The organism is Acidiphilium iwatense (genome assembly GCF_021556475.1).
Classification (GTDB): Bacteria; Pseudomonadota; Alphaproteobacteria; order Acetobacterales; family Acetobacteraceae; genus Acidiphilium; species Acidiphilium iwatense.
In genome coordinates, this window is the sequence record NZ_JAKGBZ010000006.1 from 62,090 (window position 1) to 82,950 (window position 20,861).

Below are 20,861 nucleotides of genomic sequence, written 5' to 3' on the forward strand. Positions count from 1 at the left end.
CCCCACCCGTCATTGCGAGGTCGCGCAGCGACCGAAGCAATCCATCGCCGCCCGATTCGTGATCCGCCTGCCTCGCGGATAGGCCAACAACTCCCCCACCCGTCATTGCGAGGTCGCGCAGCGACCGAAGCAATCCATCGCCGCGCGGGTGAAGTGGCTCAGGGCAACGCAGTTACCCCTGCCTTTCGACCATCAACTCCTTGATCTTCCCGATCGCCTTCGCCGGGTTCAGCCCCTTCGGACAAGTCTGCGTGCAGTTCATGATCGTGTGGCACCGGTATAGCTTGAACGGGTCCTCCAGCGCATCCAGCCGCTTGCCGGTGGCTTCGTCGCGGCTGTCGGCGATCCAGCGGTAGGCGGCGAGCAGCACGGCCGGCCCCAGATAGCGGTCGCCGTTCCACCAGTAGGACGGGCAGGAGGTGGTGCAGCAGAAGCACAGGATGCACTCCCACATGCCGTCCAACTCGGCGCGTTCCTCGACGCTCTGCCGCCGCTCGACATCCGGGGGCGGCGCGGTCTCCGCCTGTAGCCACGGCTCGATCGAGCGATACTGCGCGTAGGCCAGGGTAAGGTCCGGCACCAAATCCTTCACCACCGGCATGTGCGGCAGCGGGTTGATCTTCACGTCCGCCTTCACCTCCTCGATCGGTTTGAGGCAGGCGAGGGTGTTGGTGCCGTCGATGTTCATCGAGCACGAACCGCAGATGCCCTCGCGGCAGGAGCGGCGGAAGGTGAGAGTCGGATCGATCTCGTTCTTGATCTTGATCAGCGCGTCCAGAACCATCGGGCCGCACGCATCGAGATCGATCTCGTAGGTATCGGTGTGCGGATTGCCGCCATCGTCCGGGTTCCAGCGATAGACCTGAAACGCCTTGACCCGTTTGGCGCCGGCAGGCGCCTTGTGGGTCTTGCCTTTTCCGACGCGGCTGTTCTTCGGGAGGGTCAGTTCGGCCATGGTTCGGAACCTCTTGTCAGTACACGCGCTTCTTGGGCGGGAAAACGGAAACGTCGTTGGTGAGGGTCTGCATCCGCACCGGGCGGTAATCGAGCGACACCGCCCCTTCCGTCGTGCAATGGGCCAGCGTGTGCTTCATCCATTCATGATCGTCGCGCTCGGGATAGTCGTCATGCGCATGGGCACCCCGGCTTTCGTGGCGCGCCTCGGCCGAGACCATGGTGACCAGCGCATTGCCCATCAGATTCTGCAATTCCAGCGCCTCCATCAGGTCGGAATTCCAGATCAACCCGCGATCGGCGACGCTGACATCCCCTAGCCCGTGCCAAAGCGCGGACATCTTGTCGGCACCTTCCTTCAGCGTCCTGGAATTGCGGAACACCGCCGCATGGTTCTGCATGGTACGCTGCATGGTGTCGCGCAGGGAAGCGACCGTCGTGTCGCCCTTGGCATGGCGCGTGGCATCCAGCCGGTCGAGCGAGGCTTCCCCCGCGCGCGCCGGAAGATCGGCCTGCGATGCGCCGGAGGTGACGATTTTCGCCGCCTGATGCGCCGCCGCCCGGCCGAAGACCACAAGGTCGAGCAGCGAATTGGTGCCCAGCCGGTTGGCGCCGTGCACCGAAACGCAGGCCGCTTCGCCTACCGCCATCAGGCCGGGGACGATCGCTTCCGGGTCGTCCCTGGTCGGGCGCAGCACCTCGGCGCGGTAGTTCGTCGGAATCCCGCCCATGTTGTAATGCACGGTCGGCAGCACCGGGATCGGCGCCCTGGTCACATCCACGCCGGCGAACACCCGTGCCGTTTCCGAAATGCCGGGCAGACGCTCGTGCAACTGCTCGGGCTTCAGCCCCTCCAGATGCAGCAGGATATGGTCCTTGTTCGGGCCGCAGCCGCGACCCTCCATGATCTCGATGGTCATCGAGCGGGACACCACGTCGCGCGAGGCGAGGTCTTTCGCGGTCGGTGCGTAGCGCTCCATGAAGCGTTCGCCTTCCGAATTGGTCAGATAGCCGCCTTCGCCGCGCGCGCCTTCGGTGATCAGGCAGCCCGCCGGGAAAATGCCGGTCGGGTGGAACTGCACGAACTCCATGTCCTGCATTGGCAGTCCCGCCCGCAGCGCCATGCCGCCGCCATCGCCGGTGCAGGTATGCGCCGAGGTGCAGGAGAGATAGGCGCGGCCGTAACCGCCGGTCGCCAGCACCACCATCTGCGCGCGGAAGCGGTGGATCGTGCCGTCCTCCAGGCACCACGCCATCACGCCGCGGCAGGCGCCTTCGTCGTCCATGATGAGGTCGGTCGCGAAATATTCGACGAAGAACTCCACATCCTGTTTCAGGCTCTGCTGATACAGCGTGTGCAGGATCGCGTGCCCCGTGCGGTCGGCGGCGGCGCAGGCGCGGCGCACCGGCTCCTTGCCATAGTCTTTCATATGGCCGCCGAACGGCCGCTGATAAATCCGGCCATCCTCGGTGCGGCTGAACGGCACGCCGAAATGTTCAAGCTCGTAGATCGCCGGAATCGCTTCCCGGCACATATATTCGATCGCGTCCTGGTCGCCGAGCCAGTCCGACCCTTTCACCGTATCGTACATGTGCCAGCGCCAGTCGTCCGGCTCCATGTTGCCGAGTGCCGCGCCGATGCCGCCCTGGGCGGCGACGGTATGGCTGCGGGTCGGGAAAACCTTGCTGATGCAGGCGGTTTTCAGCCCGGCCTGACCCATGCCGAGGGTCGCGCGCAACCCCGATCCGCCGGCACCGACGACAACGACGTCGTAGGTATGATCGATGATGGTATAGGCGCCAAGGGACGGCTTCGACATTACGTTCATCGCGAATATATCCTGTCGGGAATTGCTGTCAGAACGTCAGTTTCAGGACCGAGAGCGCGGCGAGAATGCCGAAAAAGACCACGGCGGCCCGCATCGCCAGCAGGGCTGCGAGCCGCTTGGCTTCGGTATGGATGTAGTCCTCGATGACCACCTGCAACCCCAGCCGCAGATGATGGAACAGCGCGAAAATCAGGGCGAGGAACAAAACCCCGTTCCAGGGTTCGGCCATGTAGCGCTGCATCGCCGCCTGGTTGGCGCCGTCGAGCAGCAGAACCGACAAAACGAAATAGAGCGAAAGCGGCAGCAGCGCGATCGCGGTCAGGCGCTGCGCCCACCAATGCCCGACCCCGGATTTGGCCGAGCCCAGGCCGCGCGCCCGCCCCAGCGAGGAACGCATGATTTTGATCGATTTTGCATTGCCCATGCCGCTCACCCGACCACCAGACCGATGAACCAGAAAATCACCGTCAGCCCCACGCTGCAGATCAGCACGGCATAGCCGGTGCGGTGCATCGTGGGCAGGTCGTATCCATAGCCCGCATCCCACAGCAGATGCCGAATTCCGTTGCAGAAATGATAGAACAAAGCGAGGGTGAAGCCAAACAGGACGATCATGCCGAGAATCGAATCGGCCAGCGATTGCGCGACGGCGAAGGCGCTGGGCGAGGCCGCCGCCGCCGCCAGCCAGAGCGAGAGCAGCACGGCGCCGCCCGAAAGAGCGATGCCGGCAATGCGGTGAAAAATCGAGAGAGTCGAAGAGATCTGCGGGCGATAGATCTGCAGATGCGGGGATAGCGGCCGTTGGACCATAGCCCCGGTGGAGTTGCGCCCTTGCATGAAGGCTTCACGCACATCCTGCATGATGTTCACCACCTCTTTGTCGCTGTTTGGAAAGACTATCGAAATGCTGCGTCTGCTTACTGCCCGGTTTGGCCAGGGTCAATTGAAGGGCAGGCGGGTCACCCTATAGAGCACGGCATCGCGCGAGGTGCGGCTTTCCAGCTCCGCCGTGGTCGGCACCGCATAGCGTGCGAACTCGATCAAGCCCTCGCGCGGCACGTAGGCGCGACCTGGATCGGCGATCCATACCTCGGCATGCGCGGCGCAGCCTTGGAGCCACGGCCAGATATGCCGGGTCATCGGCGCCTCATAGCAGATATCCCCGCACAGAATGACATCGGCGGTCAGCGCCGTCCCGACCGCATCGCCGATCGCGACCTCGACGGCCATATGGTTTTCAGCGGCGTTCAGCCCGATCGCCGCCCCCGCGAGCGGGTCGATGTCGATCGCCGTGACATGAACGGCGCCCGCCAGCGCGGCGGCGATCGCGGCGAGACCGGAACCCGACGCGAAATCGACCACGCGCTTGCCGCGCACCAGTTCCGGGTGATCGAGCATATGCCGTGCCAGCGCGATCGACCCCGGCCATGCGAAAGCCCAATAAGGCGGGGCGATGCCGGTTTCGGTCAGGAAGGTTTCGGTTGCCTGCCAGATCGGGGTTATTTCGCTGGCGAGATACAGCCCGATTTCAGGCACCAGCGCGGGTGCGGCAAATAGGGTTGCCGCACGAATAAAGGCGTGCGGGTCGTCCGGCGGCTTCATCGGCCGAACAGGATCGCAAGCGCCACCAGTAGTCCGACTTCGCGGTTGAGCTTGAACAGGGCGAGGCATCGCGCCGGATCGTCGATATCGAGGGTCGCGATCTGCCAGGCGAGCAGGGCGCCGGGTAGCGCCAGCGCGATCATCCCCAGAGTGCCGATTCCGGCGAGCGCGAACGCGATCAGAAGGAGCACGATCGTTCCCGCATAGCAGACCATCAGAAACCGCCGTGTCTGCCCGCCGAACAGCAACGCGGTGGATTTGATCCCGACCATCGCGTCATCCTCGCGGTCCTGATGCGCATAGATCGTGTCGTAGCCGAGAATCCACAGAATCGTGGCGGCGTAGAGCGGCAGAACCGGCCAGCCGAGCCCGCCATGCGCCGCCGCGTAGCCCAGCGGCGCGCCCCAGCCGAAGGTCACGCCGAGCATCACCTGTGGCCAGAACGTCACCCGTTTCGCGGCGGGGTACAGCGCGATCAGCAGCAGCGAAACGATGCCCAGGATTTTGGCCGGGCGATCGAGCAGCAGCAGAATACCGAGGCCGATCGCCAGCAAAACCACCAGGAATATCAGTGCGCCCGGCACCGAGATCGCGCCGGAAGCGAGCGGCCGGCCGGCGGTGCGCGCGACCCGCCGGTCGAGTTCGCGGTCCCACAGATCGTTCACCACGCAGCCTGCCGAGCGCATCGTCACCGCGCCCACGCCGAACAGCGCGATCAGGTACAGGCTGAACCAGAATCCCTGCCGCGCGAGCAATATGCTCCATAGCCCCGGCAGGAACAGCAGCCACGCGCCGATCGGCCGGTCCAGCCGCGCCAGCAGCGCGAAGGGCCGGGCGCGCGGCGGCAGGCGGGCGACCCAGCCGCCCGCCCTGATATCGGTGAATCGCCGATCTGCTGATAGACCATCCGCCATGGGCTCGATCATCCGTCTCTACGTTCCGGTGCCGCTCGCGCGGGATTGCGTGATTGCCACAACCGCCGCGCAAGCGCACTACCTCGCCCATGTGATGCGGCGCCGGGCGGGCGATGCGCTGCGCGTCTTCAACGGCGCCGATGGCGAGTTCGACGCCACGATCGAATCGATCGGCCGGCGGAGCGCCCGGCTTGCCATCACGCGCCAGGCCCGTGCGCAAGAGAGAGAGCCGGATTGCTGGCTCTGCTTTGCTCCGGTCAAGCGCGATGCGAGCGATCTGATCATCGAAAAAGCCACCGAACTCGGCGTCTCGGCGATCCACCCGGTTTTCACCGACCGCAGCCAGACGGCGCGGGTGAACCTCGAACGGTTCGCGGCGATCGCGACCGAGGCGGCCGAGCAGTCGGAGCGCCTATCGGTACCGGACATCCGTTCGTCGGTTGATCTGTTCCGCCTGATCGAGACATGGCCGCCCGAACGGCGTTTGTTCGTCGCGGCCGAGCGGGCGCAAGCCCCCTCCTTGGTAATGGTTCCTCCATTTCAACCCGTAGCTCTCCTGGTTGGCCCCGAGGGCGGGTTTGCGCCGGCGGAGCTTGACGTTCTCTCCCGTCGTGCCTTTGTTACGATTGTTTCACTCGGGCCGCGCGTCCTGCGCGCCGAAACCGCCGCCATTGCCGGGCTCGCGCGCATGCTTGCGTCACCCGAAACAGACTGAGTTCAGGAGCAGCACTTGTCCAATCCAGGAGAGGCTGACGCTACGCCGATCACGTCGCCGCGCCAGCTCGCCGCATGGTTCGAGGCCGGCTGCAAGCCGCATGAAGCGTTTCGCGTCGGCACCGAGCACGAAAGCTTCGGCTTCCGTCTGACCGACCATGCGCCGCCGCCCTATGCGGCGTCCCGAGCCAATCCCGGCGGCATCCGCGACCTTCTGGAGATGATCGCGGCCGATGAAGGGCTGACCCCGATTCTCGATCGCGGCCAGCCGATCGGCCTGAACGGCCCAGGCTTCTCGATTTCGCTGGAGCCGGGCGGCCAGTTCGAATTGTCGGGGGCAGCACTCGCCAGCCTGCACGACACCAAGGCCGAGATCGACACGCATCTTGCCCGCGTCCGCCGGGTCGGCCCGCGCCTCGGTCTCGGCTTCGCGCCGCTCGGCTTTCACCCGACCGCCCGGCGCGAGGATTTCGACTGGATGCCCAAGGGCCGCTACGCGATCATGCGCGCGCACATGCCGCGCGTGGGGACGCGCGGGTTCGACATGATGCTGCGTACCTGCACCGTGCAGGCCAATCTCGATTTTTCCTCCGAAGCCGATATGGTGCGCAAGCTGCGCGTCGGCTACGCGCTGCAGCCGCTGGCGACGGCCCTGTTCGCCAACAGCCCGTTCCGCGAGGGCCACCCTGACGGCCTGTTATCGAACCGCGCCTATACCTGGCTCGACACCGACAATGCCCGCGCCGGCATTCCGCGCATGGTGTTCGAGGACGGTTTCGGCTTCGAGCGCTACGCCGATTACCTGCTCGATGTGCCGATGTATTTCGTCTATCGCGACGGCGCCTATATCGATGTGTCGGGCCACTCGTTCCGCGATTTCATGGCCGGCCGGCTCGCCGGTTTCGAAGGCCAGGTACCGACGATCGGCGATTTCGCCGACCATTCCACCACCGCCTTTCCCGAGGTTCGGCTCAAGCGCTTCATCGAGACGCGCGGGGCCGATTCCGGAAATCCGGCGATGCTGATGGCGCAGCCCGCGCTCTGGGCCGGGTTGTTTTATGACGATGCGGCGCTGAACGCCGCTTACGCGCTGATTCGCGACATCGCCTATGACGATCTGATCGCGCTGCGCGAGGCGGTGCCGAAAAGCGGGCTCGACATCAAGTTCGGCGCCGGCACGCTGCGCGATTTCGGCCGCGATGTCGTGGCGATCGCGGCGGAAGGGTTGCGCGCGCGCGCCATGCTGAACGCGGCGGGTGAGGACGAGCGCATCTATCTCGCCCCCTTGCAGGCGATCGCCGACGGCGCACCGACCCAGGCGGAGCATTGGCTTTGCCGCTATCATGGCGCGTGGAATGGAGATGTCGGCCGGATTTTCGCCGAATCCGCGTTCTGAACCCAGCACCGGACAGGAGACCGTCATTGCGAGCCGGCGTCAGCCGGCGAGGCAATCCATCGTCGCGCGCCCCGACCGCCATCGCGAGCGCAGCGAAGCAATCCATACTTCCCGTCATTGCGAGGTCGCGCAGCGATCGAAGCAATCCACCGGGCGCCCCAATCCCCATGCCGCTTGGTATCAAGCACCGCTTTTTGAAAAAAAGCGGCCAAAAAACGTTTGTTGAATTCGCTCTCGCGTCAAGAAATCGATGGCAATGCGATACCACCCGTGACCAGACGGCGTACCGGAGATATGCACCCGAAAAGCTTGCTCCGCGCCTACGGGGTTGAGCTGGAACGAAATTCGTGAATTATGCATAAAGAGTAGCAGGTAAGCGCGATAACCCATCTTTTGCTCGTCTATAGGCACTCCACCGCTTCATATATTGGCGACCGCAATGTCAGCGGGAAGAATGTCCCTCAAGGGCGAAATTAGGCTCTCGACAATTTCAGGGTTTGCCTGAGCCCAAAGGTTCGCGAATGCTGCGCTTACAGTTGTTTCCGGGATCAGGCCAAGCTGCTCCCCCACGTGAGCAAACAGGAGGTGCGGATCCATCGTTTGCTGACGTACACTTATGCAGGTTTTTTTAACATGATCTGAGTTTTCAAACCGTTGTAGAAGAGCGACCGAGAGCTTTCCTCCAATAGTATCCCAGGACTCCACTACCGCGTCGAAAATATACGCCTCCGGCGATTCGCCAGGCAATCTGAAGATCCGTTTTTCGGCGTTGCTCTCTTGTTTGGAGTCACCGTCGATAATGCAGATAGAGGGCGTGTCCATGACCGGATTTTTGTTGTGGTAAGTGTTCATGGCAACAGCAGTGCCATCACCTTCCATTGCATGGATTTGCACATGGTCGACAGGAAAATTGGCCCCCTGCCGAAGAAGGGCCTCAACCCAGATTTTTGTAAACCGATCTTCGACAAAAATGACAGCCTTGGTTTCAATTTGCCCAGTGATCGCTCGAAGCGAGCGAACATCAAGTTTTCCCTGAAAAATGCGGTCCTGGGTCGCTACCCATATTGCCTTCGACGGAAGAGGTTGCAGGGCCTCATTCGAATGGGTAGTGAATAGAACTTGCATTTTCTTTCGTTCGGCAACGTCGATTAGGTATTCAACGAGCCTAATTGTCGCCACAGGGTGCAGGCCGTTTTCGATCTCCTCAATCAGAACCAGAGCTTGATCGTCCGCGACCTCTATGCCTGCCACCATGCGGATGATACTGGATTCTCCTGCCCCGAAATGAAACTCAGAATATCCTGTCCCAGTCTTTGTGACGCCTGTTAGCAGCGTCACCTCGCCATTCGCGTGTAGTTTGAGTTGTCGGAATCCTGTTACATCCTTTCCAAGGATTCGAGATACTGCGTCTCGAAGTACATTGGGGAATTCAGCGATCTGGTTGTCTGGGACAGAAAACGTGCCTGAGGCACATCGGAGCAACTCGCTTCGCTCGTTCGCAGGCACCGTTCGTGAAACACCAAAAATCAGAACTGATCGCTCCGGCGCATCCCGATTCCAACGATGGTTTTTGAAGGTCGCTGTACGGCGGAAAATGTCCTTCTGATTTATGGAGCGGTCTACCAACTCATATTCGATGGACCAATCCTGCATGCTCTCATCATACTTGCCGCTCTTTGCGAAGAATCGTCGGGGAGAGACAATTTTGTAAGCGCACGCAGCCGCGCCGAGAACCGTAGTCTTTCCTCCGCCGTTGGGGCCTATTATCGCTGTCACGGGGAAGTCGAATGAAACAGGTTCATTACTGAAGCCGCGGACCCTCTTCAAGACAATCTTGGAAAGGTAACGACCGTAGTTTCGAGAGCCTGCCTTTTCTAACAAAGCATTAATTGTGCTGTCCCTGACTTCGCTTTTGAACAATTCATTACTCCTTGCCCGCCTACGCGAGCATGTGCTCTATCTCTGGCCACTTTCAACGTACGCATTGGCTCGGAGCTTTTAGGCGGATCCAAATATTAGGCGCAATAGCTCACAACAAGCAGAGGTCATAGCGGGGCGGGCCGGTATTTATGACCGGCCATTGGCCAAAGAAAATATATTGCCTTCCTCCGATCGTATATCGCCTAAATGACTGATTGGAGCCGAATGAGACCGGTGCGAATTTCTTGAAATATGACTGCAGCATCGAGCCGGATATGAACATCTTTCTTCGGCTCCGGCGACCCAAAACTGATCGAATCCTCCCAGCCTTCAGGCAGAGGACCATCATCCTCATCCGCCAGTCGCTCCACGTCCTCCTGCGACAGCGCTTTTACCCGCTGCCAGTCGGTCTTGTCGCCGCCCGCTGCCAACAACTTACCGGCCTCGTCAGCCGTAATGCGCACGATATGCTCTTTTTTCCGCATCTTCTTCGAGAATGTAGCTACATTTGCGAACATACTCCATTCGCCACCTAATCGGCCACACTTCCCGCTTGCCCACCCCCAGCCCGCCGTGTTCTACCTATGTTCATGGAGGCGCTCGCCGGATTCGTCTGGATCATCACCGCCCTTCGCGGGGCCGTCGCCGCTTGCGGCCATCACGGCGCGTTCGGCCCGCCGAAAAACGGCTTCGCCCACGCCATCCACGCCCGCCTCGGCCGCCTCGCCGCGCGCTTCGCCGCCCTGGTCGCGAAATTCGAGGCGGGCGCCCTCGAACCACCCCGCAAACCCGGGCCGCGTCCCACCCGCGAGCGCCGTTCCGCCCCGAAAATCGCGCTCCGTGCCATCCTGCCGTGCCGGTTCGGCTTCGCCGCCGCCGGCGGCTACGAAATTCGCGGCCACGCCAGCCGCCTCGCCCATTTTCTCTCCCAGCCGGATATCGCAACCCTGATCGCCGCCGATCCCCGCTTCGGCCGCGTCCTCCGTCCGCTCTGCCACATGCTCGGCATCGCCGCACCGCCCGGCATCCGCCTGCCCGCGCGCCCCCGCAAACCCAGACCCCGCAACCCTTCGTTGCGCTTCCAGCGATCCTTCGGATCGCCGGAACCTTGCGCAACTCCGCCCAGGCCGCGCCCGCCCACACCAGCCAATCCCGCCAACCCTTCGTTGCGCTTCCTTCGCCCGAGCGCCGGCTGGCTCGCGCCGCCCGGCCCGAAAGTCACCCTCACGCGCTGGATGCCGCCCCCGAACCGGCGCAGCCGCGCGCCGCCAGGCCAGCCAGAATAACCCGAGCCGTCCCACCGTGACCGCCGAATGGCGGATCACGCGGCCGCGCGTGCCAGCACCGCGCCGATCGCGCCGATCAGCGCGTCGAGTTCATCGTCGGCGATCGTCAGGGCCGGGGTCAGATAGACGATGTCGCGGAACGGCCTGATCCAGACGCCGCGCTCGACCAATCGCGCGCGCAAGGCGGCGGGATTTTCGATCGCATCGAGCTGGACGACGCCGATCGCCCCCATCACCCGCACATCGACCACGCCCGGCATGGAGCGGCACGGTTCCAGCCCGGCGCGCAGCCGCGCCTCGATTCTGCCAGCCTGCCCCAGCCGATCCTCGGTCTCGAACAGGTCGAGCGACGCATTGGCCGCGGCGCAGCCGAGCGGATTGGCCATGAAGGTCGGGCCGTGCATCAGGGCTTTTGCCGGATCGTCGGACCGGAAGGCGTCGAACAAATCTCGGTGCGCGATGGTCGCGGCGAGCGGCGACGTGCCGCCGGTCAGCGCCTTCGACAGCGTTACGATATCGGGCGCGACGCCGGCGGTTCGATGCGCGAACATCGCGCCGGTGCGGCCGAACCCGGTAAAAATCTCGTCGAAAATCAAGGTCAGGCCGTAACGGTCGGCGGCATCGCGCAGATGGCGCAAAACGGTGGCATCGTGGAACACCATGCCGCCCGCGCCCTGCACAAGGGGCTCGACGATGATGCCGGCAAGGCCGGGTGCATGGCGCTCCAGCACGGCATCGAATTCCGCTCGGGAAGCATCGTCGCGCGGCAGCGGAGCGATTACCTGCTCGGGCAGCAGCCCGGCAAACAACGCGTGCATCCCTTCCTCGGGATCACACACGGCCATGGTGCCCAAAGTGTCGCCGTGATAGCCGCCGCGAAATGCGAGAAATTTCGTCCGGCCCCGTTCGCCCCGGTTCAGCCGCGCCTGCACCGCGATCTTCATCGCGACCTCGACGGCGACCGAGCCGGAATCGGTGAAAAACACCCGCTCCAGCCCATCCGGCATCAGTCCGGCAAGCCGCGTGGCGAGACGATAGGCCGGCTCATGCCCCAGGCCGCCGAACATCACATGCGGCATCGCTTCAAGCTGTTCGGCGACGGCTGCGCGGATATGCGGATGGTTGTAGCCGTGGCAGGCGGTCCACCAGGACGCGATGCCGTCGATCAGCACCCGTCCATCGGCCAGAAATATCCGGCTGCCCTCGGTGCGCACCACCGGCAGGGGCATCGGCGCGGTGTGCATCTGGGCATAGGGCAGCCAGACATGGTTCCAGCCGGTCGCGAGCCAGTCCGGGTCGGTCACGCGCGCCTGGTCATCCCGAGTTTTTCAAACAGAGCGTTATCGCGCGCGACCGCCGGGTTGCTCGTGGTCAGCAGCGTGTCGCCATAGAAAATCGAATTGGCGCCGGCGAGAAAACACAAAGCCTGCGCCTCGTCCGACAGGGCTTCCCGCCCCGCCGAAAGCCGCACGGTGGATTTCGGCATCGCGATCCGCGCCGCCGCGATGGTGCGCACGAACTCGATCGGGTCGATCGGCGCGCTGTCACCCAGTCTGGTGCCGCGCACCGCGACCAACGCGTTGATCGGCACGCTTTCCGGTTGCGGGTCGAGGTCCGCGAGGGTGGCGAGCAGCCCGGCCCGGTCATCAAGGTCTTCGCCCATGCCGATAATCCCGCCGCAACACACCGAAATCCCGGCGTCGCGCACGGCGGCCAGCGTATCCAGCCGGTCCTGATAAATGCGGGTGGTGATGACCCGGCCGTAGAACTCGGGCGAGGTGTCGAGATTATGGTTGTAATAGTCGAGCCCGGCCGATTTCAGCCGCGCGGCCTGATCGGGCCGCAGCATCCCCAGCGTGACGCAGGTTTCCATCCCCAGCGCCTTCACGCCTTCCACCATCGCGGCCACGCGGTCGAGATCGTGGTCCTTCGGCGAACGCCACGCCGCACCCAAGCAGAAGCGCTGGGCGCCGGCATCGCGCGCCCGGCGCGCCGCGTCGAGCACGGGTTCGAGATCCATCAGTTTCGAGGCCGGAATCCCTGCGTCGTAACTGGCACTCTGCGGGCAATAGCCGCAATCCTCCGGGCAGCCGCCGGTCTTGATCGACAGCAGGGTGGAAATCTGCACCTCGGTCGGGTTGAAATGCGCGCGATGCACACTCTGCGCGCGAAAAATCAGTTCGGGCAACGGCAGCGCCATGGTCGCCGCAATCGCGGCTCGCGTCGGAGACTGCCGCGTCGCGGCATGGGGAACGGCGGGCGATGGATCGAGCGTGAGCGACATGGAAACCTCCGATTTGCCCCGTTGACCGATCCCGTTGATAACCCTCCGCGACGTTCACGTGAAGGGACGAAGGGAGCACTAAAATTCACTCGCTCGATCGATTCGCCGAGACAAAACTCGCCGCTCTCGATGGCGCCGCGCTGCGCCGGCGGCTGACGCCCACCGCCCGGCATCCGGGCGCGGTTCTCGATCGCGCGGGGCGGCGGCTGGTTTCCTTCTCCTGCAACGATTATCTCAATCTTTCGACCCATCCCACGATCATCGCGGCTTCCGTCGCGGCGACGCAGCGCTACGGCGCCGGTGCCGGCGCCTCGCGCCTCGTCACCGGCGACCATCCGCTCTACGATGCGCTTGAATCCCGCCTTGCCGCGTTGAAAGACACCGAAGACGCTGTGGTGTTCGGCTCGGGCTATCTCGCCAATACCGGCATCATTCCGGCGCTGACCGGCAAAACGGATGCGATCTTCGTCGATGAACTGGCCCATGCCTGCATCTGGGCCGGCGCGAAGCTCGCGGGTGCGGCGCTGTTCACCTTTCGCCACAACGATCTCGATCACCTGGCGTCCCTGCTCGCCGCCACACGGGGGCAGGCGCGCCACGCGCTGATCGTGACCGACGGGGTGTTTTCGATGGATGGCGATCTCGCCCCGATCGCCGGACTCGCCGCACTCGCCGACGCGCACGGCGCCTGGCTGATGACCGACGATGCCCACGGCATCGGCGTGCTCAATGCCGGGCACGGCTCGGCTTATGGCGAGGCGGTGCCGCTCCAGATGGGCACGCTGTCGAAGGCGGTCGGCGCCTATGGCGGCTATCTCTGCGCGTCGCGCGTGGTGTGCGACCTGATCCGCAATCGCGCGCGCAGCTTCGTCTACACCACCGGCCTGCCGCCCGGCGTGGTCGCGGCTTCGATCGCCTCGCTCGACCTGATCGCCAGCGAGCCCGATTATTGCGCGCAACCGTTGCGCAAGGCGCGGCTGTTTACCGAGGCGCTTGGCCTGCCCGCGGCACAAAGCCCGATCGTGCCGCTGATTCTCGGCGCGGCCGAAGCCGCACTAGCCGCCCAGGCGCAACTGGAAGCGCATGGTTTCCTGGTCGCGGCGATCCGCCCGCCGACCGTGCCCGAGGGCACGGCGCGCCTGCGCTTCACCTTCACCGCCGCCCATGAGGAGGCCGATATTTCGCGCCTCGCCGGCCTGGTCCGGCCGATGGTCGCGGTTCCGGCATGACCGTGTTTTTCGTCACCGCGACCGGCACCGAGATCGGCAAAACCCATATCGCCGCAAGCATGATCCGTGCCTGGCGCGCCTCGGGAATCGCCGCGCGTGCGGTAAAGCCTGTTGCCAGCGGTTACGATCCGGCGAAACCGGACGAGAGCGACGCCGCTGCTCTGCTTGCCGCGATGGGCGAGCCGGTCAGTAACGCGGCGGTCGCGCGCATCTGCCCCTGGCGCTTCGCGGCTCCGCTCTCGCCCGACATGGCGGCCATGCGCGAGGCAAGGGCGATCGATTTCGCCGGGTTGATCGCCTTCTGCCGCCGCGAAATCGCCCAGGCGAAGGCGCCTCTGCTCATCGAGGGGGTAGGCGGCGCGATGGTGCCGCTCGACGACCGGCATACCGTGCGCGACTGGATCGCCGAACTCGATATCCCGGCGATCGTCGTTGCCGGCGCCTATCTCGGCACGATCAGCCACACGCTCTGCACGGTCGAAGCCTTGCGCGCCCGTGCCATTCCGATCGCCGCCATCATCATCAACCCGATCGTACCCAGTTCAGTACCAGTCGAAGAGACGCGGGCCGCGATCGCGCGTCATCTTGCCGATTCGGTCATCCAAGTGGTCGTCTGCGGAGCAAAAAACTGGCTCGGCTGGGCGGTCAAGCCTGATGGAGATCGATCAGCGCCTGCCTGATCTTGCGGCCGCGCAGAACCTTGTCCTCGATATAGGCGGCATCGCCCCAGCGCACCGCGCGCGCCATCGCCTGCGCGTCCTCGGTGAAGCGGGCGAGCATTTCCAGCAGCGCCTCGCGGTTGTTGAGAAACACGTCGCGCCACATCACCGGGTCGGACGCGGCGATGCGGGTGAAATCGCGAAACCCCGAGGCGGCGAATTGCAGCACTTCCTGCCGCGTCTCGTCGGCGAGGTCGTCGGCGGTGCCGCAGATGGTGAAGGCGATCAGATGCGGCAGATGGCTGACGATCGCCACCACCCGGTCGTGATGCGCCGGGTCCATCACGCCGACCATCGCGCCGCAGCGTTCCCAGAGCGATTGTACCCGCGCGACCGCATCCGTGTCGGTACCCGGCGGCGGCGTCAGCAGGCACCAGCGGCCCTGGAACAATTCGACGAAACCGGCGTCGGGGCCGGAGAATTCGGTTCCCGCCATCGGATGGCCGGGGACAAAATGGACGCCTTCCGGCAGATGCGGACCGACATCGCGGATCACCGACTGCTTGGTCGAGCCTACATCGGTGACGATCGCGCCCGGCGCCAGATGTGGCCCGATCGCGGCCGCGAGTGCTGCATAGGCGCCGACCGGCGCGCAGAGCATGACGCAATCCGCACCCTCGACGGCGCGTGCCGGGTCGATCTCGCACAGATCGGCGATGCCGAGTTCGGCCACGCGGGCCAGCGTGGCTTCGGTGCGGGCATTCGCCACCACAAACCGCGCGATATCGCCCTGCGCGCGGGCGATGCGCGCAACCGATGAGCCGATCAGCCCGATGCCGATCAGGGCAAGGCGGTCGAAGATCGGTTCAGCCATGGTCGCGGACGAAACCGGCGAGCGCCTCGGCCACCGCGTCGCATTCCTCGTCGGTCCCGATGGTGATGCGCAGGCATTGCGGCAGGGCATAAGCGGCGACGTTGCGCACAAGGATGCCCCGCGTTCGCAGATGCGCATCGGCCGCAGCCGCGCGCGTGGTGCTGCCGAGATCGGCCAGGATGAAATTGGTCTCGCTGGGATGAACCGTGATGCCGCATGCGCGCAGCCGTGCGGTCAGCGCCGCCCGTGCCCGGTTGTTATGGTCGCGACACCGCTCGATCCAGCCCGGTTCCCCGAGCGAGGCGATTCCGGCGGCGGCGGCGAGCGAACTGACATTGAACGGCATGCGCGTGCGGTTGAGCACGTCGATCACCGGCGCGGGCGCATAGGCCCAGCCGAGCCGTGCGCCGCCCAGCCCGAACATTTTCGAGAAGGTGCGGGTCATCACCACGTTGCCGCCGGCATCGACCAGCAACGCACCCGCGTCGTAGTCGGGGCGTTCGACATACTCGGCATAGGCGGCGTCGAGCACCAGCAGAACGTCCTCGGGCAATCCCGCGCGCAGCCGCGCGATTTCGGCGTGTGGAACCAGGGTTCCCGTCGGATTGTTCGGGTTGGCGAGGAATACCAGCCGCGTCGCCGGCGTCACCTGCGCAAGCATCGCGTCGATATCAGTGACAAGGTCGCGCTCGGTGGCCTTGCGCACGGTCATTCCCGCCAGCTTGGCGGCGATTTCGTAGATCAGGAACCCGTGCGCGCTCATCACCAGTTCGGTGCCCGATCCGCCATAAGACTGGATCAGCAACGTGATCAGTTCATCCGATCCGTTGCCACAGACGATCCGCGCCGGATCGAGCCCGAAGCGCACACCGATCGCCTCGCGCAGCGCGGCCGATCCGCCATCAGGATAGCGATGCGCCGAGCATGCCGCTGCCCGGATCGCCTCGACGGCACCGGGCGGCGGACCGAACGCGCCTTCGTTGGAGGAGAGCTTGATCACCCGGTTGACGCCCTTGAGTGTCGATTCTCCGCCCACGTAAGGCGGCACCGAGAACACGGCGTCCCGCGCATGCGGGCCCGGATGACCGTGGGGTTTGAACTGTCCGGTCATCGCGTCGGTCCAGTCGCGCCGAAAGGGACGGCGTAGGAGCCAAGGATCACCGGGGTCGCCATAAAGCCTGCAATGGCGCTCAATCGCGGGTCGTCCCGCGCGACCAGCCCCTCGACATCGGCGAGAGCGTAGCCGACCTCCTGTTTCGCCGCCCGGCGCGGCAGGATCGAACCCACGTCGAATCCGGCAGACGTCAACTGGCCGGCAATGCGCGCGGTGCTCATATCGGGCGCGATCTCGATGCCGATCAGGCTGCGATCGGCACCGCTGGGATCAGGTGCCAGCGATGCCACCACATAGGCGCCAGCCTGCGGCACGCCTTCGGTGCGCCGCGCCCAGAACGGCAGCTTCGCCACGATCGCGAGACGCGGCACGCCGCCGTGCATCAGCCCGACCCACCATGCGGCCTGGTCATCGTCTTCGTCGGACGGCAGGGGCAGTACGGCCGCATGGGCGGCGCCGTTGGTCAGATCGGCGAGCGCCTGCGAGGGCGTGCGGTGCCGGCGCAGCGCGGTCAGCGGCCCGAAATGCTCGCGCGCGACCGCCGGCAATTCGGCCTGCCCGCCATCGGCCACGGCGATGGTCAGCCCGCCTTCGATCATCAGCGCGCCGGAGAACAGCTCCCGCCAGATGCGCAGAATGGTCTGCGGCGGCAGGGCGCCACGATGCCGCGCGAGCAGCCGGCGCAGCATGGCGGCTTCCCGCCCTGGGCGGATCGGCACGCCGGTCTTGCCGCCGTCGCGCGCCACGCGCTCGATGATGAGCGCGCGTTCCATCAGAAGATCGTGCAGCCGATCGTCGAGCGCGTCGATTTCGGCGCGCAGGGATGCGAGCGCTTCCGAAGCCGTGTCGTGCGGAGGGGACAGGGACGATGTGTCGGACATAAGAGACCAGTGTGATGAACGGAGCTTCCCTGATACAGGAGGCGCGGCGCACGGCAAGTCCCGGTTCTTGCCGGACGCCCCTGTTGCGCGCATATCGAGACCGCCATGGACCAGTCGCCATTTCCCGAGATCGCGCATCTTCACGAGACCTTCACCGAAGGCCTCGATCTCGATTGCGGCGCGCATCTGGCGCAAATCGATATCGCCTATCGCACCTACGGCACGCTGAATGCCGATCGCAGCAACGCGGTTCTGGTCTGTCATGCGCTGACCGGCGACCAGTATGTCGCCGAAACCCACCCTTTGACCGGCAAGCCGGCGTGGTGGGGCGCGATGGTCGGGGCGGGAAAGCCGGTCGATACCGATCGGTATTTCGTGATCTGCTCCAATGTGCTGGGCGGCTGCATGGGCTCGACCGGCCCGCGCAGCCGGTCCGATCAGAACGTGGGCGAGCCGTGGGGCACCTTATTTCCGCCGGTCACCATCCAGGACATGGTCCGCGCGCAGAAGAAGCTGATCGACCGGCTCGGCATTTCCCGGCTGTTCGCGGTGATCGGCGGCTCGATGGGCGGCATGCAGGCACTGGCCTGGGCCTCGCTGTTTCCCGAAAGCGTGTTCGCCGCCGTGCCGGTCGCGACCGCCGCCCATCATTCGGCGCAGAACATCGCCTTTCACGAGGTCGGGCGGCAGGCGATCTTCGCCGACCCGGACTTTCATGGCGGGCGCTACTGGGCGCATGGTGTGATCCCAGCGCGCGGCCTCGCGGTCGCCCGGATGACCGCGCATATCACCTATCTCTCGGAGGCGGCGCTTACCCGCAAATTCGGCAGGCGCCTGCAAGGCGGCGATGTGCTCAGCCCGATCCTGTTCGGCGAACGCTTCGCGGTGGAAAGCTATCTCGAGCACCAGGGGTCGAGTTTCGTGCGCAGGTTCGACGCCAATTCCTATCTGTGCATAACCAGGGCGATGGATTTCTTCGATCTCGCGGCGGATCACGGCGGCTCGCTGGGTGCCGCGTTTCGCGGGTCGAAAACCCGGTTCCTGCTGGTATCGTTCAGCTCGGACTGGCTGTTCCCCACCGCCGAAAGCCGGACGATCGCGCGGGCGCTCAATCAGGCCGCCGCCAATGTCAGCTTCGTCGAGATCGTGAGCGACAAGGGGCACGACGCGTTCCTGCTCGACGAGCCGGATTTCCACCGCACCATCGCCGGGTTTCTCGGCGGTGCGGCCGAAGCGGCGGGGCTGGCATGAACGACGCGGCGCCCGTCCGTTTCGTCGCGAAGAACATGCGGGTCGATCTCGAGCTGATCGCAGGGATGATCGCACCCGGTTCCCGTGTACTCGATATCGGCTGCGGCGACGGCGCGCTGATCGACCATCTGTTCCGCACCCGCGAATGCGACGCGCGCGGTATCGAGATCGACATGGCCGAAGTGACCCGCGCCGTCGCACACGGCCTGCCGGTGATGCAGGGCGATGCCGACACCGATCTGACGCACTACCCGGACGATGCCTTTGATTATGTGGTATTATCCCGCACACTCCAGGCGGTCGGACGGCCCCGCGAGGTGCTGCGCCAAATGCTGCGGATCGGCACCAGGGCGATCGTCAGCTTCCCCAATTTCGGCCATTGGAGCCTGCGCTGGCAATTGCTCACCACCGGGCGGATGCCGATGACCAAAACCTGGGGCCGGATGTGGTACGAAACCCCGAACATCCATCCCTGCACCATCCGCGACTTCTTCAGCCTGTGCGACGAGGAGGGCTATCGGGTCGAAACCTGGCTCGCCGCCGACGATGCCGGCCGCCATGCGCCCTGGCGGCGTGCGCCGATGCTTGCCAACCTGTTCGGCGAGCAGGGGCTGTTTCTGCTCCGCCGCGATCACCGCGCGTTTCGGGCGTAACGCGCTTCCCGTTTCGCGCAAGCTTCGCTATCACCCGCGCCTCATCTTTCCCAATCGTCAGGACATCGAATGACACGGCCTCAGACAAGGCAGAAGCGCGGCCGAAAGATCGACGGTTGGATCGTTCTCGACAAGCCGCCGGGCATTACCAGCGCCCACGCGGTCGCCAAGATCAAGCGCCTGCTCGATGCGGCGAAGGTCGGCCATGGCGGCACGCTCGACCCTCTGGCGACTGGGGTTCTGCCGATCGCGCTGGGGGCGGCGACCAAAATGGTTCCCTACATCATGGACGGCACCAAGCTCTACCGCTTCACCCTGCGCTTCGGCGAGGCGCGCGATACCGATGACGCCGACGGAGCGGTGATCGCCACCAGCGACGCGCGGCCCGACGATGCGGCGATCCTGGCGGCGCTCACAGCGTTCCGGGGCGCCATCATGCAGGTGCCGCCGGCTTTCTCGGCGATCAAGGTGGAAGGCGAGCGGGCCTACGATCTTGCCCGTGCCGGTGCGCCACCCGATCTGCCGCCGCGCCCGGCACAGATCGATCGGTTCGACCTGATCGGCCGTCCCGATCCCGATCATGCAATTTTCGAGGTCGCGTCCGGCAAAGGTGTCTATATGCGCTCGCTGGCCCGCGATCTCGCGCGCGCAATCGGCACGGTTGGCCATATCGCGGCACTGCGCAGGCTTGCCGTGGGGCCGTTCACCGAGCAGGCGGCCACCACCCTGGACAAGCTCGCCGATTCCGGCCATAGCGCCGCGACGAACCCGGACCTCGTGCGTCCGGTCGAGACCGCGCTGGCCGACATCCCGGCGCTGGCCCTGACCGAAGCCGAGGCCGCCGCCCTTCGCAACGGCATGGCGCTGAGCCTTGTCGACCTGATGGGCCGGATTCCGGCTGCCGCCAATCCCGATGGAGGGTTGGTGCGCGGGCTGGCGGGTCGCCGCTTCGCTGTTCTGGGCCGTTTCGTTGACGGAATGCTCAGGCCGGAGCGCGTGCTTTAACCTTCATCACGCAGGAGTAAATGCGATGTCGATTACCGCGGAACGCCGCACGACACTGATCGGCGAGTATGCCAACACCCCCACCGATACCGGCAGCCCTGAGGTTCAGGTTGCCCTGCTTTCAGAGCGAATCAACAACCTCACCGAGCATCTCAAGACCCATGCGAAGGATTTTCATTCGCGCCGGGGTCTGCTCATGCTGGTCGGCCGTCGCCGCCGCCTGCTCGACTACGTCAAGAAGCAGGATGTGAAGCGCTACGAGGCTCTGATCGGCCGGCTCAATCTGCGTCGCTGAT

General features: G+C 64.8%; 23 protein-coding genes. 9 read left to right on the forward strand and 14 right to left on the reverse strand.

Going from position 1 to position 20,861, the window contains the following annotated elements; genetic code table 11:
- Nucleotides 1-172: 172 nt before the first annotated feature.
- From L2A60_RS04740 to ubiA, 6 genes are all read right to left on the reverse strand, one after another.
- Nucleotides 173-955 carry a succinate dehydrogenase iron-sulfur subunit gene (locus L2A60_RS04740; RefSeq protein ID WP_235703223.1) on the reverse strand — a complete coding sequence of 261 codons (783 nt, stop codon included), beginning with the start codon at nucleotides 953-955 and terminating at the stop codon, nucleotides 173-175.
- Between the two features lie 16 nt (nucleotides 956-971).
- Nucleotides 972-2,783: a succinate dehydrogenase flavoprotein subunit gene (sdhA, locus tag L2A60_RS04745; protein WP_235703224.1), complete on the reverse strand. Its 1,812-nt coding sequence runs from the start codon at nucleotides 2,781-2,783 to the stop codon at nucleotides 972-974.
- A gap of 28 nt (nucleotides 2,784-2,811) precedes the next feature.
- Nucleotides 2,812-3,180 carry a succinate dehydrogenase, hydrophobic membrane anchor protein gene (gene sdhD / locus L2A60_RS04750; protein ID WP_235703225.1) on the reverse strand — a complete coding sequence of 123 codons (369 nt, stop codon included), beginning with the start codon at nucleotides 3,178-3,180 and terminating at the stop codon, nucleotides 2,812-2,814.
- Nucleotides 3,181-3,212: 32 nt separating this feature from the next.
- On the reverse strand, nucleotides 3,213-3,644 hold the full coding sequence (gene sdhC, locus L2A60_RS04755; protein WP_235703293.1) for a succinate dehydrogenase, cytochrome b556 subunit: 432 nt from the start codon (nucleotides 3,642-3,644) through the stop codon (nucleotides 3,213-3,215).
- Nucleotides 3,645-3,722: 78 nt separating this feature from the next.
- Nucleotides 3,723-4,385, reverse strand: coding sequence for a class I SAM-dependent methyltransferase (locus L2A60_RS04760; RefSeq protein WP_235703226.1), 663 nt, complete (start codon nucleotides 4,383-4,385; stop codon nucleotides 3,723-3,725).
- Nucleotides 4,382-5,311 (reverse strand): 4-hydroxybenzoate octaprenyltransferase, encoded by a 930-nt coding sequence (gene ubiA, locus L2A60_RS04765; RefSeq protein WP_235703227.1) that lies wholly within the window; start codon nucleotides 5,309-5,311, stop codon nucleotides 4,382-4,384. The genes L2A60_RS04760 and ubiA overlap by 4 nt, the downstream gene beginning before the upstream one ends.
- Here ubiA and L2A60_RS04770 point away from each other — a divergent pair.
- Both L2A60_RS04770 and L2A60_RS04775 read left to right on the forward strand, forming a co-directional pair.
- Nucleotides 5,298-6,014: a 16S rRNA (uracil(1498)-N(3))-methyltransferase gene (locus tag L2A60_RS04770; protein WP_235703228.1), complete on the forward strand. Its 717-nt coding sequence runs from the start codon at nucleotides 5,298-5,300 to the stop codon at nucleotides 6,012-6,014. The genes ubiA and L2A60_RS04770 overlap by 14 nt on opposite strands.
- Before the next feature lie 15 nt (nucleotides 6,015-6,029).
- Nucleotides 6,030-7,409 (forward strand): glutamate--cysteine ligase, encoded by a 1,380-nt coding sequence (locus L2A60_RS04775; protein ID WP_235703229.1) that lies wholly within the window; start codon nucleotides 6,030-6,032, stop codon nucleotides 7,407-7,409.
- A gap of 180 nt (nucleotides 7,410-7,589) precedes the next feature.
- Here L2A60_RS04775 and L2A60_RS04780 read toward each other — a convergent pair whose 3' ends face one another.
- The 3 genes from L2A60_RS04780 to L2A60_RS04790 form a co-directional block, all read right to left on the reverse strand.
- Nucleotides 7,590-7,820 carry a hypothetical protein gene (locus L2A60_RS04780; protein WP_235703230.1) on the reverse strand — a complete coding sequence of 77 codons (231 nt, stop codon included), beginning with the start codon at nucleotides 7,818-7,820 and terminating at the stop codon, nucleotides 7,590-7,592.
- 9 nt (nucleotides 7,821-7,829) lie between these two features.
- Entirely contained in the window at nucleotides 7,830-9,329 is a 1,500-nt protein-coding gene (locus L2A60_RS04785) for an ATP-dependent nuclease (RefSeq protein WP_235703231.1), read from the reverse strand.
- Between the two features lie 203 nt (nucleotides 9,330-9,532).
- Nucleotides 9,533-9,814, reverse strand: coding sequence for a hypothetical protein (locus tag L2A60_RS04790; RefSeq protein ID WP_235703232.1), 282 nt, complete (start codon nucleotides 9,812-9,814; stop codon nucleotides 9,533-9,535).
- Nucleotides 9,815-9,919: 105 nt separating this feature from the next.
- Here L2A60_RS04790 and L2A60_RS04795 point away from each other — a divergent pair, with 105 nt between their 5' ends.
- Nucleotides 9,920-10,615: a hypothetical protein gene (locus tag L2A60_RS04795; RefSeq protein WP_235703233.1), complete on the forward strand. Its 696-nt coding sequence runs from the start codon at nucleotides 9,920-9,922 to the stop codon at nucleotides 10,613-10,615.
- A gap of 35 nt (nucleotides 10,616-10,650) precedes the next feature.
- On the opposite strand, the gene L2A60_RS04800 is transcribed toward L2A60_RS04795, so the two are convergent.
- Nucleotides 10,651-11,919, reverse strand: coding sequence for an adenosylmethionine--8-amino-7-oxononanoate transaminase (locus tag L2A60_RS04800; RefSeq protein WP_262312102.1), 1,269 nt, complete (start codon nucleotides 11,917-11,919; stop codon nucleotides 10,651-10,653).
- On the reverse strand, nucleotides 11,916-12,899 hold the full coding sequence (gene bioB / locus L2A60_RS04805) for a biotin synthase BioB (RefSeq protein WP_235703234.1): 984 nt from the start codon (nucleotides 12,897-12,899) through the stop codon (nucleotides 11,916-11,918). Before bioB ends, L2A60_RS04800 begins: the two co-directional genes overlap by 4 nt.
- Nucleotides 12,900-12,982: 83 nt before the next feature.
- Between bioB and L2A60_RS04810 the strand changes: the two genes are divergently transcribed.
- Nucleotides 12,983-14,128 (forward strand): aminotransferase class I/II-fold pyridoxal phosphate-dependent enzyme, encoded by a 1,146-nt coding sequence (locus tag L2A60_RS04810; protein WP_235703295.1) that lies wholly within the window; start codon nucleotides 12,983-12,985, stop codon nucleotides 14,126-14,128.
- Complete coding sequence (gene bioD, locus L2A60_RS04815; RefSeq protein ID WP_316044762.1) at nucleotides 14,125-14,808, forward strand: dethiobiotin synthase; 684 nt, start codon at nucleotides 14,125-14,127, stop codon at nucleotides 14,806-14,808. The genes L2A60_RS04810 and bioD overlap by 4 nt, the downstream gene beginning before the upstream one ends.
- Here bioD and L2A60_RS04820 read toward each other — a convergent pair.
- From L2A60_RS04820 to L2A60_RS04830, 3 genes are read right to left on the reverse strand one after another with little or no spacing between them, the layout of a single operon-like run.
- Nucleotides 14,774-15,661, reverse strand: a complete 888-nt coding sequence (locus L2A60_RS04820; RefSeq protein WP_235703235.1) for a prephenate/arogenate dehydrogenase family protein — start codon at nucleotides 15,659-15,661, stop codon at nucleotides 14,774-14,776. The genes bioD and L2A60_RS04820 overlap by 35 nt on opposite strands.
- Entirely contained in the window at nucleotides 15,654-16,772 is a 1,119-nt protein-coding gene (gene hisC / locus L2A60_RS04825) for a histidinol-phosphate transaminase (RefSeq protein ID WP_235703236.1), read from the reverse strand. Before hisC ends, L2A60_RS04820 begins: the two co-directional genes overlap by 8 nt.
- The gene (locus L2A60_RS04830; protein ID WP_235703237.1) at nucleotides 16,769-17,656 is read right to left on the reverse strand and encodes a chorismate mutase; all 888 of its coding nucleotides are present in this window, start codon (nucleotides 17,654-17,656) and stop codon (nucleotides 16,769-16,771) included. Before L2A60_RS04830 ends, hisC begins: the two co-directional genes overlap by 4 nt.
- A 105-nt stretch (nucleotides 17,657-17,761) precedes the next feature.
- Here L2A60_RS04830 and metX point away from each other — a divergent pair, with 105 nt between their 5' ends.
- From metX to rpsO, 4 genes are all read left to right on the forward strand, one after another.
- On the forward strand, nucleotides 17,762-18,907 hold the full coding sequence (metX, locus tag L2A60_RS04835) for a homoserine O-acetyltransferase MetX (protein WP_235703238.1): 1,146 nt from the start codon (nucleotides 17,762-17,764) through the stop codon (nucleotides 18,905-18,907).
- A gap of 35 nt (nucleotides 18,908-18,942) precedes the next feature.
- On the forward strand, nucleotides 18,943-19,560 hold the full coding sequence (gene metW, locus L2A60_RS04840; RefSeq protein ID WP_235703296.1) for a methionine biosynthesis protein MetW: 618 nt from the start codon (nucleotides 18,943-18,945) through the stop codon (nucleotides 19,558-19,560).
- Nucleotides 19,561-19,629: 69 nt separating this feature from the next.
- Nucleotides 19,630-20,565, forward strand: coding sequence for a tRNA pseudouridine(55) synthase TruB (gene truB / locus L2A60_RS04845; RefSeq protein WP_235703239.1), 936 nt, complete (start codon nucleotides 19,630-19,632; stop codon nucleotides 20,563-20,565).
- Nucleotides 20,566-20,590: 25 nt separating this feature from the next.
- Nucleotides 20,591-20,860, forward strand: a complete 270-nt coding sequence (gene rpsO / locus L2A60_RS04850) for a 30S ribosomal protein S15 (RefSeq protein WP_235703240.1) — start codon at nucleotides 20,591-20,593, stop codon at nucleotides 20,858-20,860.
- Nucleotide 20,861: the final 1 nt, after the last annotated feature.